10 protein-coding genes are annotated in these 14843 nt (G+C 47.0%); 8 read left to right on the top strand and 2 right to left on the bottom strand.

All coding sequences use genetic code 11. The features are described from left to right. Nucleotides 1-31 precede the first annotated feature (31 nt). Nucleotides 32-1921, bottom strand: a complete 1890-nt coding sequence (locus BK120_RS11825) for a DUF6259 domain-containing protein (RefSeq protein ID WP_144376735.1) — start codon at nucleotides 1919-1921, stop codon at nucleotides 32-34. 292 nt (nucleotides 1922-2213) lie between these two features. Between BK120_RS11825 and BK120_RS11830 the strand changes: the two genes are divergently transcribed. The 4 genes from BK120_RS11830 to BK120_RS11845 are packed head-to-tail and all read left to right on the top strand — an operon-like array spanning nucleotide 2214 to nucleotide 7129. Next, complete coding sequence (locus tag BK120_RS11830; RefSeq protein WP_076267688.1) at nucleotides 2214-4352, top strand: alpha-amylase family protein; 2139 nt, start codon at nucleotides 2214-2216, stop codon at nucleotides 4350-4352. Nucleotides 4353-4409: 57 nt separating this feature from the next. Then, nucleotides 4410-5264, top strand: coding sequence for a DMT family transporter (locus BK120_RS11835; RefSeq protein WP_076267689.1), 855 nt, complete (start codon nucleotides 4410-4412; stop codon nucleotides 5262-5264). Between the two features lie 21 nt (nucleotides 5265-5285). After that, nucleotides 5286-6116 (top strand): alkaline phosphatase family protein, encoded by an 831-nt coding sequence (locus BK120_RS11840; RefSeq protein WP_083681882.1) that lies wholly within the window; start codon nucleotides 5286-5288, stop codon nucleotides 6114-6116. Next, entirely contained in the window at nucleotides 6113-7129 is a 1017-nt protein-coding gene (locus BK120_RS11845) for a metallophosphoesterase family protein (protein WP_076267691.1), read from the top strand. Before BK120_RS11840 ends, BK120_RS11845 begins: the two co-directional genes overlap by 4 nt. A gap of 82 nt (nucleotides 7130-7211) precedes the next feature. Here the strand turns inward: BK120_RS11845 and BK120_RS11850 are convergent, their stop codons facing one another. Next, entirely contained in the window at nucleotides 7212-9383 is a 2172-nt protein-coding gene (locus BK120_RS11850; protein WP_076267692.1) for a helix-turn-helix domain-containing protein, read from the bottom strand. Nucleotides 9384-9774: 391 nt separating this feature from the next. On the opposite strand from BK120_RS11850, the gene BK120_RS11855 reads away from it, so the two are divergent. The 4 genes from BK120_RS11855 (at nucleotide 9775) to BK120_RS11870 (ending at nucleotide 14804) form a co-directional block, all read left to right on the top strand. After that, complete coding sequence (locus BK120_RS11855; protein WP_256710860.1) at nucleotides 9775-10719, top strand: ABC transporter permease; 945 nt, start codon at nucleotides 9775-9777, stop codon at nucleotides 10717-10719. Nucleotides 10720-10733: 14 nt separating this feature from the next. Continuing rightward, on the top strand, nucleotides 10734-11621 hold the full coding sequence (locus BK120_RS11860; protein ID WP_083681883.1) for a carbohydrate ABC transporter permease: 888 nt from the start codon (nucleotides 10734-10736) through the stop codon (nucleotides 11619-11621). A gap of 60 nt (nucleotides 11622-11681) precedes the next feature. Beyond that, the gene (locus tag BK120_RS11865) at nucleotides 11682-13313 is read left to right on the top strand and encodes an extracellular solute-binding protein (RefSeq protein ID WP_076267693.1); all 1632 of its coding nucleotides are present in this window, start codon (nucleotides 11682-11684) and stop codon (nucleotides 13311-13313) included. A gap of 75 nt (nucleotides 13314-13388) precedes the next feature. Continuing rightward, nucleotides 13389-14804, top strand: coding sequence for an endo-alpha-N-acetylgalactosaminidase family protein (locus tag BK120_RS11870; RefSeq protein ID WP_083681884.1), 1416 nt, complete (start codon nucleotides 13389-13391; stop codon nucleotides 14802-14804). Nucleotides 14805-14843: the final 39 nt, after the last annotated feature.

Here is a 14843-nt window from a genome sequence, read left to right on the forward strand (position 1 = left end):
TTCGTTATGGCTCGGCTTGGCGTTAATCGGCCTATTGAAGTTCTACTGATGAGAACGGCTCCTCGTTAGCCGGAATGATCGTATAGCTGTCCTTGTCTAGATCAATCTCGACGATTGTACCGTCTGCGTACGTGCTGCGTTGTTTGCGCCAATTGCTTCCTTCAATAAATTCGTGACTCATCATCTCAAGAACCCCTACTAGCTGATGAAGCCGAGCTAGCGTCTGGACGATCGGAATCTCTTTGTCTGAAGGCTGGATCGACAGATAAGGGACGCCGGCATTCAACAAACCATGAAGTGATCCGAGATCGGTTTCTGGGATTCCCCAGTCTCCTCTATTCAAAGACCAAGGCACAATGATCGCATCATGATAGACAAGGGAAAATAAAGGGGTTGAAACGCCAATGCTTCTACCGCCTCCAGGGTCCGGATCAAGCGCATAGGGAGCATGATGGACGAGATCCAGCGCAGGTAATGCCCAATCTGCGGGCTCCTCCGAACTGACCAGCATCCCTCTAGAGCGGATTTCCTCAAAACAGGAAGCACGGTAAGCCAAGCATTCTGTTCTGGTCATCCGATGCCCCGGATCATAGCATTCATCCCCAGGCACTACGGCGAAAACATCAATGTAAACGCCATCCGGGTGGATACCGTTTTCTTGCAGCAGATCGTGATTGCGCTCAACATAGCCTTTGGACAAACTTGTACAAAGCCAGCTATGGGCGCCTCCTGCCCAGTAGTCGGAAAATTCCTGCTTTCCATTCCTATCCTTAATCGTCAGATTAGGGTCGTAGGAAGCGGCATCATGATAGAAGTCGCGGTAATTGTCGTGCAGCGCAAGTAGAATCTGTTCCGCCCGGCAAACCTCTTGAAGCTTTCGGAATCCTGCCCATCCGCCACCTTTAGGGGTTGGCGGGAGGACGTCAGGATGAAGATTGTCGTAGCCATTATGCCCCCACCCATCCACGTGGACATAGAGCTTGCCGGCATATTTTTGTTTGAGCGCTGTGAGCTGTCGGGCCCGCTCTTCGAAGGATACGGCATAGTCGTTCAGCTCGGGATTTTCCTTATCAAAATAATAAGAGTTCGGTGCAATGCGAGTATGCACGCTTGTGTGTACGACGGCCGAGCCAATTAATGCAGATAGTTGTGGATTCTGCACTTGCTTCTCTGTCAATGTGCGTAATTTTCCTAGGCTGCGTACATACTGGCGATACATCTTAGCCATAACGACATAGCTCATATCTTTCGCGAAGCGGATGCGCAGTCTCCGCGCAGCGCTGAACCGCTCAAGCGAATGAATCCATACGACTTCGGCATGCGTGTGCACAAGTGGAATATGCTCTATGGACAATCGGGCGTCTGCCGGCGTTTCGATGATGGATAGATAGCCATTCCCATCTTTAACCTGCCCCCACCACGGCATATAGGCATCCCTGCTGAACATCATTCCTTGATGATATCTACGGATAGGCTGCGGCCAATTTCCCGGAATTAAGTAGCCTTGCATGGCTGGCACGGCCGTATAATCACTCTCGCGGGCACTGGCGTAATGGAAAGTACCAGGCCATACGACTTCGCATACGTCTTTACCTTCGCTAACTTCAAGCACTTCAAACACGAGTTCGCCGTGATGTGTGTTCATCAGAACGGTAACAACCGTTTGAATCCCGCTGGCAATTCCGTCTTCGAAAGAATGATTAAGCTGGATGCGGACGCCTTGGAAGTAGCCTGACACGATCGGTGAGAAACTTTTGTTCTCAGCCTGACTAAGAGGGATTTGAACTCGATCAGTATCCTCGAATCCTAATGCCATACTCGCGGCCTCGGGAACGGTTTCCCACGTGGTTTCTCCTGTATCCACGCGCAGACTTAGACTTCTCTTGTCTAGCGAAACCTTCATGCCATTGTTTTCCATCATGAATAACTGCTCCGTATTTTGGATGGTCATATCACTGTTCCTTTCTAAAATAGATGGTGATGTCCCTTAATCTATCACTTAAAGGGGGAATCAACTATATCGCTTTATTAAGATCATTACGAAAAAATGGTGCTACAGGGTTGTTCGGTTAAAAATTTGAAAGGAATATGAATAATTGAATATCGTGCTTATGCATTTTCGAGTGCCAGATTAAATTATGAATGTTGTGTCTGAATATGCTCTTGATTAGCATGACAGTATGGGGAAATCAATCGTATATGGAGGTCGTTGGATGAGCTTGATATCAGGCAAGGAACCCCCCGTTGCACATGCATCGCAAAGTTGGGATGCCAGCACTCGGTCACTGAATTACGATTATAACGGTAGTCGCTTACTGTCGATGAGCATTCCAGAAGGGGTAAAGCCGTATTATCGGGAAGTATCGAACGGCAATATCCAAAGCAGCCCATTGGTCCAGCAGCTCTACTTGGGATTGGATAAGCCAGCTGCGATCAAAGTCATCGTTTATTTGAGTAAAGAAGCGATAAACATGAGGCCGAATCGTGCTATGAGAGGGCAAGCCATACTTGGACAGGTTGGCAAGCCGCTGCTCTTTGGGGTTAACGGCTTGTATGATGTTCTACAGGATTTGTTGATCGATTGGCACGGAGCAGGATGGCAGTGGACAAAATCGCGCTTAGAGCTGAACGAAGATGGGAACTGGCAAGCTGAACTCGAAATAGAAGGGGGCTTAAGGCCTTGGATCGTCAACTTACGAATGCACTATTATCGGATGCATCTTCATTACGAGTACCATAAGCCTTGGCAATGGCGTCCGCAATTGCAGCCGATTACCGGCTGGAGTTCATGGGAGGCATTCGCACAACAGGTAACCGGGGAAGATATTGAACATACGGCTTCATTTTTGGAAACGCATTTCAAGCCCTATGGTCTGACTCACATGCAGATTGATGACGGGTTTCAGCGTGAGGCAATTCCGCCAGAGAGAGAGGGCATCGTTGCTGATGCCTGGCTACAGACGAACGAGCGCTTTCCTGACGGACATGATGGTATAATTTCCAGCATCGTGGGGAGAGATTTTCAGGCGGGCATATGGACGAGCGCGATGGTCACGAATCCTGAGTTCGTCGCTGCGCATCGCGACCGTTTCGAGCGGGATATCAACGGCGATCCGCTATATGGACAATGGATTGAATACGTAATCAAGGCAGTGCCAGAAACGCTTGCAGAGCAGGTTGCGCCACTGTACAAGGGATTGAAGGAAATAGGCTACAGCTATTTCAAAACAGATCAAATTCGTCACTATCTGTACGAAGGTTTGCACAAGGCTGTCCATGAAGGAAGTATTACGAGCGAAGAGGCATCTCGCAGCTTGCGAGCGTATCTCCAATGTGCGCGAGAGCAGCTCGGGGAGGATGCATATTTCCTCGCATGCTGGGGTGTGTTAACGGAAGCGGTTGGAATCGTCGATGCTTGTAGAATTGCAGGAGATTCCAATGCGAGCTGGACAGCGATTTGCAAGCAAATGGTAGAGACAGCAAGGTGGTATCACACCCAGCGAATTTTGTTTTTGAACGATCCTGATTACATTTGCGTGCGAACAGAGAAAGACTGGGGGCAAACGCTTCTTTCGCTCGTCTCGCTAACAGGCGGCTTGATGATTATTAGCGATAATACAGACCTGTACGATAGCGAGAGGATTCGCTCCATTCAGCGCTGCATCCCTTCGCTGCCGACGATGACAGGGGAAACCGGCCCATTAGATATGACTTTTCCATTGGATTTATCATTTCCGCAGCAAAATGCTAGTCAGACGAGGGAAGAGTATGCGTATGCGATATTAGGTTTGAACGACGGAATGCGGGAACCGTATGTGACGGCATCGCTCTGGGCCATTCATTTCGACCTTCCATTTCGCCGCTGGTGCGTAGCTGGCCGATTCGCGATTGTTCCGCTAACTGAGGTTGAACTGGAGCTTGAAGCATTGGCATTGGATCCGAGTGACGCATATCATGCATTTGATTTCTGGAAGCAAAGCTATATGGGCAAGTTTTCTATAGCGATCGCATTAGAGCCATTAGAGCTTGGGGCTTGCCAAATTGTCGGGTTAAGTAAAGCCGAAAACCGACCACAATTAATCGGTTCTTCCCGCCACGTTAGCATGGATGCGGTTAGCGTGCTCGACGAATGCTGGGACAATAACCGCTTGCAGCTCGAGCTGTGCGGAGCGAGAGGCATGACAGAGCTCTACTGGATAAAGGTACCGGCTTCGTACACGCTTGAGGAGCATTCCGGGATCGGACTCGCGATTACGATCGAAGACAGCGCTTGCGAAGAAGGTTGGTTGTTGACATTGTGCATCCGTTTCGAGGCAGAGCGTGGAAAAGTTTTTCTTAGCTTCAAAACATGATGCGGATTAGACCATCGCTGTCTTGCTAAGGCAATCAATTGCAAAGAAGGTTTGGGTATGTTGTGGATCGCTGTATCGTTGGTTCTCGTTTCAGGCACAATGAATGCTCTATGGAATCTATTCACTAAGAAAAGTAAGCATAAGCAAGCCTATCTCTCCCTCATTGTCATTGCGGCGAACGTGCTGCTTATTCCCTTATTACTGACACAATTGGTGAGCAGGAGCTATCCGCCGAAGGTTTATGTTCTATTGTTGATGTCCATGACAGCACAAGCGACCTATGCATGGATGTTATCCAAAGTGTACGCGTTAGGTGATTTGTCGCAGGTTTATCCGATTCAGCGTGGTACGGGAGTGCTGCTTATTCCTTTGATTAGCGTCATATTTATGGGCGAGCAATTATCTTTATGGGGATGGATTGGAGTCAGTATTATATTTATCGGCATATTGGGACTAAGTGAATGGAAGAGGGTCCCCTCAGCAGGTCATGCTTTCCAGATGAAGCCTATATTGACCGCTGTGGGAGTAGGGTTATGTATTACTTCTTATGTGCTCATTGATAAAATGACTTTGCAATACGTATCTCCTTTGATTCTGATTTCGGTTTCCAACTTTGGGTTCATGCTAGGAAATAGTCGAACGATGCTGAACGTACAAGTGCTAACCGGCGAATGGCGAAGAAATAAACGAATGATTCTGCTCGGATCCATCCTGATGCCAGGTTCTTATTTCTTGTTCCTCGTTGCGATGGAATTAGCACCGGTGTCCCACCTGGCTCCGATTAGGGAGGTGGGTACGGTGATGGCTACTTTGCTGGGAATATGGATATTAAAAGAAAAAAGCGGGTTCAGAAGACTTGTGACAGCTTCCGCGATAACAGCCGGTATTATTGTAGTTGGAATGAGCGGATAACAAATAAAGGAGATGATTAACGTGAAGGAATTAACGAAGAGAGTAATTGTTATCGGCTTGGATGGCGCCGGAAATATGATCGATCAAGCACGTACTCCGAATATCGATCAAGCATTGGACGGCGGATTTATTACTTACGCTGCCCAGACAGTGATTCCGACCATTAGCGGGGAGTGTTGGGGATCTATGTTTCATGGGGTAAAGCCAGAGCTGCATGGCCTGACGAACGAAAGAGCCGAGAAGAGCAAGTATCCAGCCGATTCGCCTTATCCTTCTTTTATGAGACTCGTCAAGGAAGCCGATCCGTCTGCTGTAATCGCCTCGTTCAGCGCATGGAAGCCGATTAATGACGGAATTATTGAAGAGGGGGTTGCGACGTATATTGCAAACGTCCATGCCGATAAGCATCTGGTTCGAGAAGTTGCCGACTTTGCCGAAATGCATTCGGACTTCAAGGTCATGTTCATCCAATTCGACGGAATTGATGGGGCGGGACATAACTTCGGTTATGGGTCGCCGCTATACTTGGAAGTCATTGAAGAGACGGACGAATTGGTGGGCAACATTCTTGATCTTCTTCGGAATAAGGACTTGTTGGAGGAAAGCCTAATTATATTTCTCGCGGATCATGGCGGGGGCGGCGAGGATCCGATGAATCACGGCAGCGATCATCCGAAGGATGTGACAATTTTCTGGGGCTGCGCAGGCCCGAACGTATCCACCCCTACCGAGGCGAGGCCGATTCGCATAGAAGATACTGCTGCTGTCGTCGCTGAAGCACTCGGTTTAGAGGCACCGAACACCTGGTCAGGCCAAGTTCCCGCAGGCTTGTTCAAGGAGGCAGTCGAGTGAACCGCCTTAATCAGGACAGAGAAATGCCAGAGTATTTCCGTTTCGAGCTTTCGGCAGTCGCCCAAAAAGCAACGAAAGATCAGGGAGATGCGATCGTACGATTGCTCTTCTATACGGATCCGCATCATATGCCGGGAGGCAATCAGCTTCAAGCGGCCACGGCCATCAGGCGATTGGCGCAATTGCTTCCACTTGATGCGATCGTGTGCGGCGGAGATTTCAGCGAGAACGGCCCGAAAGAGGAGGTCTTGCAATCGCAAAGAGAAATTCTTAATGCGCTTCAAGTACCGAAGTGTCCCATGTTCCCGGTGAAAGGCAACCATGACGATAATTCCATACATGACTTCTATCGAAAAACCGGAAGCGCAGGGCATGTGATCTTTCCGATTGAATCTTACGAGAATTGGCTTAAACCGTTGGAAGGCACGGTAACATTCGATAAAGGAAATGAATGCGGTCTTTATTACTACTATGATATCCCGGACAAAAAGACGCGGATCGCAATGTTGAACAGCATCGATATTCTCTACAAAATAAAAGCGGACGGGATGCTGCAGCAAAACGGGCAATGGGAATACGCCTTCTCGGACAGGCAGGTCGATTGGTTCGAACATAAGGTGTTCGATTTCACCGGTGTACCGGAAAGCGAAAACTGGAAAGTTGTCATATTCTCGCATCTGCCTATTATTCAACGTGGGGTTAAAGGGTACGTCGACGGAGAGGTTGAGAACGGTGAGAAGATTTGGAAAATCATTAAAACAAACCGTAAGCACGTCGTCGCTTGCCTGTTCGGACACGTTCATATTGATCAGGTGCTGTACCATGACGGTATTCCGATGATATCTACTCTTAATGCGGTCAGCTACAAAAATTATGACGAAAGCCCCGAAAGGACGGTCGGTACGGTGACTGAGACGGCGTTCGATCTCATCAGCATTGATTACGCGAAGGGAGAATTGCGCCTTATCCGGTTCGGAGCGGGAGTAGACAGGATCATAAAATTCGAGACATAAAGGCCCGGTACTGCCGGAGCGAAACAGTAAGGAGGCCGTTCAAAGCAACGGCCTCCTTACTAGTATCGTTTCCTGTTTATTTCTATTCCTGCTGTAACCTGACATGCTGCGTGGGCGTCGTCCCGGAGATTTTCTTGAAATGCCGAATGAACGTTCCGGCATTCGAGTATCCGACTTGTTCCGCGATATCCTTCATGGTCATATTCGGATGAGATTGGATAAGGCGGATTGCAGCTTGGATGCGAACAAGGTGCATGTAGTAGTTTAAGTTGTAGCCGGAGTGCTTCTTAAAGTATGTCGATAAATACACGTGAGTGATAGCCAGATGATCGGCAATTAGCGTTAATGATAAGTCCGGATTGGCATAATGCTTGTCAATATATTGGTTGATCTGCTCCAGAAGAGGCGTAATCGGCAGGGCGGATCGCTTGGCCACGAGAAAATATCCCTCTTGGATTTGCCGGAATAAATACTGGAGATGGTACGTATGCGAAAATGCCGGCGGAACGTCCCACACCTCTTCGACGCTGATCTTCTTACTGTTCATGATGACAAGCAGCAGGTCGTGGAGGTAACGAAGCATGTTCCGGAACTGTTCAAAGGTTAGATTCTTGAACGTCTTTTGTATCGTTTTATCGAAAAATTGCTGTAGCGTTTCCGTATTTCCTTTGAGGGTATAGTTGACAAGTTCTTGCTCCTTATCGATGGATAAGTGAATGACCGCCGCTTGATCACTGTTCCGATCTTGATAGAGAATGACGCTCTTTAAATGGGTTAGATTGGGGACATGCTTGTCAATCGCGTCAGTCGATTCACGAAGCGCTTTGCCGATGTCCTCTAGTCGCGTATGAATGGAGCTGATACCGCAGAAGACAAGCATATTGTCTACCGGATCGGGACAGCTGTCAAAGACGCGGGAAACCAGAGCTTCCAGTGCGTTCGTGTCTGAGCAGCTTGTAATAAATATAGATTTATCGCTATGGGCATGCAGTCGAATGTACGGTCGAGATTGACTTAACGCCGCTTCCAGTAATGGAGCATACAAGGTAACGGATTGGCCTTGGCTGCTTTCTTCAATGACGGTGAGTATGGCATAGGAATCATACTTCACGGACAGCATCCGGTTTATGTGGGGCTTCATCGTATAATTTTCGTCCGTTGACAGCCGAAGCAGCGCGTTATGCTCCAAGATGTCGGCTTGCTCCGTGATCTCCTGTTTCATGGAGACGGTGGCGGAATTTAGTTCTTTGAACGTATCCGAGAGAATCGCGAATTCATTTTTCGTAGCAGGGCCCGTCGTCCATTGATTGAATGTTCTTGCCATGAGCCTTAGCGGCCTGAACATGGACCAGTTGACGAACAGAAATCCCAAATTAACGGCGAAGAAAAGGGCAAACAAGACGAAGGTGTATCCGTTGGCCTTTTTAAGCTTTTCCTGCATCTGGCTTTCCGAGAACAAAACGGTGTATGTGAACAATGGGTCTGTTTGAGAAATAGGCGTATATTTATTTCCATTAATGATGAGCGGACCTTTAAACTCAGGAAGCCGTTGCTCGGCGATTGCTGGATCAAGTGTCGCTGTACTTACAAAAAGTTGATTTTCCCTATCGCTTATCACGATAACGTTATCAAGCAACATAGTCTGATTGTTTAGATAAGCGAGCAGCTCGGCCTTGGCGATTTGTACGAATATATAGCCTTCTGGGAATAGCCGGTATGAGAACACGATAGTATTGCGGAAATTATACAGATGCTCCAATTCGTCTTGCAGCAGACAACGGCAGGTTTCACCACCGTTTTTAACATCCAGATTCTTATAGAAGACGCTCAAACTACGGGTTCCGTCACTGCTGATCACCAAGTCCTGATTCGGGAAGTAAGTGGAGATCTGCGCCCGGAACGGAAGCTGCAGATTCGATTGCGTTATTTTGTTTTTGTATGCCATTAACGTGGGGTAATAAGAACGCGAATTTTTGGGATTGTTGGACAGGAGTTTCGTATCCAAGCTAACGCTGAAATTGTAAATCATGTTGCGAATCTCCAACCATTCACCAGACAAGTCCCCGGACAATTGCTTCAGGAAACCTTCATTCGTCCGCAGAACTTGTTCCTTGACGTTTGTTTTCAAATACGAGTAGTTGAACCCGAGCAGAGTGGTGAGCAGAATGATAAAAATCATGTTGACGATGAGCAGCTTAAACAGAACGCTGCTTCTGTGATATCGAGTGGAAACAGTTCGGAATAATCTGTTCAAGTTTGGAACCTCCCTTTTTTCTTTCTATAAGGTAGATCGCTTTCTAGTCTTTAATTTGTAACCGCTTGCATAAAGCGGGTTGCGCTTTCCATCATTATAAGGGGATAATTCTTGGCTGTCATGCGCAGCTGAAATTTTGAACAGCACATTAATAAATGACATTCCCATATTTCGTAACCAGGAGCGATTTTCGTTCTTTCACATACAATCAATTTTCGATCGAAATGAAATTATTCAAACGATATTAATAGTTGATAATTGCTTAAAATTCATCATCTCCCGTATGCTGAGGTCACCAAGAACGATGTGGGCTTGGTGAGATGATCAGCTGCATTTCGAAAGGGCTTACATTTTATTGACATTATGTATATGTGTACTGGAGGGGTGAAATTTGCAGAATCAACAGTTTGCGCACAATCTACAACTCACAAAAAAACAAAGCTTTCTGCGAAAATGTTGGAAGCAGCGCTACTTGATCCTAATGGTGCTGCCTGGATTTCTGGTTATTCTAGTTTTCAAATATTTACCCATGTATGGTATTACAATCGCCTTCAAAAGTTATGACGCATCGTTGGGCTTTTTGAGAAGCCCTTGGGTCGGCTTCGACCATTTTAAGGCGTTTTTTGATAGTCCAATGAGTTGGAGGATTACTAAAAACTCGCTATTGCTTGCTTTTTATTCTTTGATTTTCGGTTTTCCGGCTCCAATCCTATTCGCTTTATTATTGAATGAGCTTCGCAACAAATTTTTTAAGCGGGCTGTGCAAACGATTACTTATTTCCCGCATTTTCTATCCGCGGTAATCGTCGTCGGTTTTATTCATGAATTCACATCGGTAGAGGGTATCATCAACAATATTATGTCGTGGTTTGGGGCGGAACCAAAGACGCTGCTGTATATATCGAAAGCTTTCCGGCCGATTTACATTAGTGCGGGTATATGGCAGGAATTGGGCTACGGAGCCATCATCTATTTGGCAGCGCTGACCGGTGTCGATCCGGCGCAACACGAAGCAGCGGTCATAGACGGCGCGAATCGTTGGCAGAGGCTGAGATACGTCACTTGGCCTGCGATCATACCGGCGACAGCGGTAATGCTCATCTTGAAACTTGGAACGATTCTAAGCACGGATTACCAAAAGGTGCTTCTCATGTACAATCCGAAAATTTACGAAACGGCGGACGTTATCGAAACCTACGTCTATCGGGTTGGCGTGCAAGGCGGGCAATTTGAATATGGCGCCGCGGTAGGTTTGATGCTTTCTGTGATCAGCTTCATTTTGATTATATTTGCGAATTACTTTTCCAAGAAAGTATCCGACAACAGCTTATGGTAAGGAGTTGATAAAAGTTGAAGGTATATAATGAAGGGCTTGGGTCCAAAGTTTTCGATATTATTAATTACACGATTATGATCTTGCTATGTATTGTTATGCTTTATCCGCTGTTAAATACGTTTGCTGTTTCGATCAGCGATTCGACTTTGGTTGGTCAAGGCAAGATTACATTTTACCCGCAAGGTTTCGACTTTCACAGTTACCAATACATTTTTCAAGATAAAAATATTTTGAATGCTTATAAGAACACGCTTGTTTTTTTGGTCGTCGGCACTTTTCTACAGCTGCTGTTGACCTCCTTGTTCTCTTATCCGTTAGCGATCAGCGAATTCGTATTCCGCAAACCATTGGCCATTTTTGTAGTCATTATGATGGTATTTCAAGGCGGTCTTATTCCGCACTTCCTTCTCATAAGGGATCTGCATTTGTTCAACACGATATGGGCAGTCGTGCTGCCGGTCGCGATGACCGCATTCAATATCATCATTTTCCGCACGTTTTTCCAAGATGTCCCGAAGGAATTGCGGGAATCCGCATACCTAGACGGAGCGAATGATTTCGGCATTTTGTTTCGCATTTATGTGCCGTTGTCTAAGCCGCTTCTGGCGACATTCGCGCTATTCGGCGCCGTCATGTTCTGGAATATGTGGTTTGAACCGATGATTTTCCTCAACGACGAAAGTAGCCATCCCATCCAGTTGCTCTTGCGCAGGATGACGATCGAATTAAAGGATTATACAGATGTTGGCGGGCTGCAGAGATTCATTGACACTTACAATTTAAATCCCAAAAACATTAGGATGGCAGCCATCATGGTCACAATTTTACCGATTCTGTTCGTTTACCCGCTATTGCAGAGACATTTTGTGTCAGGTATGATGATCGGTTCGGTGAAAGGGTAACAAGGGTTGATCTGAAATTAAACATAGATTAACAAATACTATTCATGGAGGGGTTACGCTTTGAAGAAAAAAATGGTTCTAGTGCTTAGTTTTCTGCTCGTAGCGACAATTGTTTTCGTTGGTTGCAGCAAGGACAACAACAAGCCGTCAGAACAAGTAAACAACAGCAATTCCGGTGAGACTTCCAAGGCATCCGAACCGGCCGAGGAAACGATCAAGATTAATGCTTACATGTCCAGCTTCGGGGACGATCCAAAGGATACCGAGCTCTATAAGCTCTGGAAAGAAAAGATGGAAGCTTATATTGGCAAGAAGCTCGATATTAAATGGAACTACGTAAATAGCGACGATTACCCGGAGAAGGTAAAGTTGACGCTGGCAAGCGGCGATACTCCGGACATTATGTCGGGCGTGAAGGACGCCGAGGTCATGTTCCAATTCGGCAACCAAGGATCCCTCTTGGATATTGCTCCTTACTTGGACGAATATGCTCCAAACTATAAAGCATATTTAGAGTCTACAAAGTTTGCGGACAAGAGTATGTACACGCCTGAAGGCAAAATGTTCTTCTTCGGGGATGGATTCCAGAATGATACAGGTTTGGCGGGTTCTGCTTATCCGGCATTATACCGGTTCGACGTTTTCCAAAAACATAATATCAAAGTTCCGGAAAACTGGGACGAATTCTATAATGCGGCCGTTAAGCTGAAAGAGCTGTATCCCGATTCCTATCCGGTCAATTCGCAGGAATGGCCAAAGTTCACAGACGCGTTAGCTCTCTCGAACCATACAAAAAGCGATATTTACTGGAACGGCGAGAAATACGTATATGGTCCAACTGAGGAGTCATTCAAAGAAGGTTTAATCTATATTCGCAAACTGTACGACGAGAAGTTGCTCGATCCCGAATTCCTAAGCCAGTCGCAAGACCAGTTGAAGGCGAAAGTAACTACAGGCAAGTCCTTTATGCTTCCGTTGGCGTGGGGAGGTTGGTGGGAGCAATATTCCGTTCCGGACCAAGGCGTCTCGTGGGGCGCAGCGGTCAATCCGAAAAACGAAAAGTACGGCGATCAGTGGGTGTTGGGGCCGGCTCTCTTGGGTAAAACCATCTATCCGAACTACGGCATCATGATTTCCAAAAACACAAAAAATCCTGAGCTTATCATCAAATTGCTCGATTACCAGTATTCACCTGAAATGATTGATTTGATGCATTGGGGTGTAGAAGGCAAAACCTTTGAAGTGATCGACGGCAAAAGGGAATTCATCAATAAAAACGGAGATTGGAAAGAAAACTCCGATTTTGGTCTCGGAAATCCTTGGACGCGTCAAGGCTTCGTGTACGCGCCGCAAAACTATTCGACGGACTACATTAAATACAAAAAAGTGCAATTTTTCGCCAAGGGCCAATTCGAGGAGATGCGTCCTCAAGAGGGAATGGGTAAATTCACAAGTTCGGAAACGTCTATTGCTCCGTATGAACAAGCACCGGTCGTTCGTCTGAGCAAAGATGATGAAGCGAAGAAAGCGCAAATCATGACCGCGGTGCAAACGTATTTGGACGAAAATATTTATAAATTCCTGCTTGGCGAGAGAGATCTCTCCGAATGGGATGCATTTAAGAAGGAGCTTTCGGATATCGGCGATTATCAATCGATCGTGGATATGATGAACGCTCAAGTATCCAAGTAAAAAGAAATGCGAAGCCTGACAGCGTCGATGTGTGGCGCTGTCAGGTTTCTTCATTAAAGAAAGGAAGAGGCCAGGATGACTAACTCAATAGATACTAATGAAGCGTGGAGATCCATTCCGGGAGATTATTACGATTGGCAAGCAACGATGCAGCCGGAGAGCCCTTACAATTTCGATTATAGTCAGACGCTGACGATGAAGCTAGGTATGGCGATTCCGGACGGTAAAGGCGGGTCGAAGGTGTTTTGTACGTTTGAACAGGCGCTTCGATATATTGTGGACATCGATCGGCTTACCAGAGGCATTCCGAAAATCATATACTTGGTCGGATGGCAGTATAATGGTCACGATGACAGATACCCCGCCTGGGATGAAGTGAATGTCCATTTGAAGAGGCCGCAGGATTTGACTGCGAGGGACAGCTATTTGTGGTTGGCGGATGCAGCCAAACGTTATAACACAACAGTCAGCGTTCATGTCAATATGACGGACGCCTACGATAATAGTCCGCATTGGGATCTTTACATGGAGCATGATCTGATCTCGCGTAACGAAGATGGTTCTTTGCTGCAAATCGGTAGCTATAACAATATGGCTGCCTATCAAATTTTCTATAAGAAGGAATGGGAGAGCGGGATTATCGTCCAGCGAATCGAGAAGTTGATCTCGCTGCTGGAGCTTGATAAGGGCGGCACGGTACATCTGGACGCCTATTTTCCTAGAGCGAATGTTTTCCGAGGCGTCTCCCAGGAGGAGGAGTCCTCCTACATGCGCAGGACGATCCGCTATTTCCGAAGCCGCGGGATTGATGTGACAAGCGAAAACTTCGCCCATCATCGCAACGATCCATTCATCGGATTGCAGCCGTGGTGCTGGTGGTTTGATCAGAACCAGGAGAAGCATTTTTTGGAGAGACCCGCCAAGCTGCTGAGCGGAGCTGCTATTCGAGATTACTCTATACCGGGCATTCCGCGCAGACATGATCTGGAGTTCTTGTTCGGCGCGGGCGTGCATGGTGAGGATGTATTCTGGGATCTTGACAACGAAGTTTCACGCGAGGATTGGCACGATATCTTCTTGGAGCAGATATGCACAAGAATGCTTCAATACCAGTATTTGAACTCGCTTGATCGCATTCGGATAGAGGGCGAGGGCGATAACAGGGTTGTTCATTATTCGGGAGGGCATTCCGTTCATCTAGCGGATCACTCCGTTCGTCGAGACAGCAAGCCGCTGCGCGTAGGAGACGACGTGCTGTTCCCTGCTTTATGGCAAGAGCGGCCGGAATTAATCGCATTCAGCAAGAGTGGTTACTCGAAGAAGGCTTGGTCGCTTCCGCCGGACTGGAACGAAGTAGCTGCCATTGATATCTACCGGATTACAGCTGAAGGATTATCGGAAGCGCAGCTTGGTCAACGTATTGTGGGAGGGTTGCTGGAGCTTTCTCTAGCGCCGGGAATGGCGATATCAATTATTCCATCGCAACAATAAATAGAGAATGAGCGGACGAAGGAGACAAGGGTCACACAT

Origin of the sequence: Paenibacillus sp. FSL A5-0031 (assembly GCF_001956295.1) — a bacterium.
Lineage (GTDB): Bacteria > Bacillota > Bacilli > Paenibacillales > Paenibacillaceae > Pristimantibacillus.

Excerpts from the sequence above, each read along its gene's own strand:
- BK120_RS11825 (WP_144376735.1), bottom strand. The coding sequence starts at position 1,921 with ATGATGGAAAACAATGGCATGAAGGTTTCGCTAGACAAGAGAAGTCTA.
- BK120_RS11830 (WP_076267688.1), top strand. The coding sequence starts at position 2,214 with ATGAGCTTGATATCAGGCAAGGAACCCCCCGTTGCACATGCATCGCAA.
- BK120_RS11835 (WP_076267689.1), top strand. The coding sequence starts at position 4,410 with ATGTTGTGGATCGCTGTATCGTTGGTTCTCGTTTCAGGCACAATGAAT.
- BK120_RS11870 (WP_083681884.1), top strand. The coding sequence starts at position 13,389 with ATGACTAACTCAATAGATACTAATGAAGCGTGGAGATCCATTCCGGGA.